The following is a 1,057-nucleotide window of genomic DNA, read 5'->3' on the forward strand; positions in this document are numbered from 1 at the left end:
CAGGACTTTAAGGCCGGGCTTCTCAGCATGGGTGATGATGGGGAACTGAAGATTCTTGAGATGAAACAGGAGGAAAGTACCCAGCTGGCCGTGGTGGATGACCATATCAATACAAGCCTGAAAGAGACATTCAAAGAGGATTATGACGAATTAAACGAAGCTCCATCGGATTATGTCAGGGATCTGGTAGTGCGTACATTCTGCCCGCTTGGTTCCACCATGGAAAGTGCTGTGGATACAGAGGTGGAAGTAAGTAATTATAATAACTACCTGGAATTTTACAAGAAGAGCAAGGATGATTTTGTGAAGGCGGTCAAACCGTTGATTGAGAAAATCCTTGGAGTGAAGACATTCTTTGACCAGTACCAGGTAAAAGAAAAAGGTATGCAGCCTAAGCTGCTGATCTCCAATGCTTCCCTGGAAATGTTGGTTAAATCCAGCAATCTTCCAAGACTGTTGACCTATTTAAATACGACCAATGATAAAAATGAGTTTGAGAATACCATCTGGTATGGGATTGTCCCGGATGTCGAACTGAACCAGAGTGCTGGCGGTAAGCTTCAGAGGATACGTTTTGCTGGGAACCAGAAGGTGGAGAAGCAGGGGACCAATTCCATGGAAAGCCTGGCAATCTTAATGAATGCACTGCTTCCGTATAAAATCACCACTTTTTTCAGCTTCTGTACGGGTGAAGAGACGACATTCAACTATGTGGCAACGGAGGGAATTGAGATTTTTAAGGATAAATGTACGCCCCTCATGAAGCAGGATTACAGTGAGTTTGTGGTACCGTGTATTCCGAATGCAACCATTATTCCCAAAGATAAATCAGGTCTGATTCTGGATAAGCGTATGATTATGGATGAAGAAGGCCATGTGATGTTATCGGAAGAAAAAGAGGATGTCATGAAAATGTGGCTGGAGGGCATTTATATCAATGCAGCCTATGAAGCGGCCGGTATCGTGGCGGCATGGCAGTGTCCGGAATATTTAAAAGAGCGTTTCAATAATACCAGCAGTGAGTATCCAGGGGTCCGGTTTGATGTGGAAGCAGATG

The 1,057-nt window shown here is 44.3% G+C and carries 1 pseudogene; it reads left to right on the forward strand.

The features are described from left to right. Nucleotides 1-1,057, forward strand: a pseudogene (locus tag KH180_RS16725) (transcriptional regulator); the annotation flags it as partial.

The sequence above is a fragment of the Anaerostipes sp. genome (assembly GCF_018381315.1).
In the GTDB taxonomy this organism is placed as follows: domain Bacteria; phylum Bacillota; class Clostridia; order Lachnospirales; family Lachnospiraceae; genus Anaerostipes.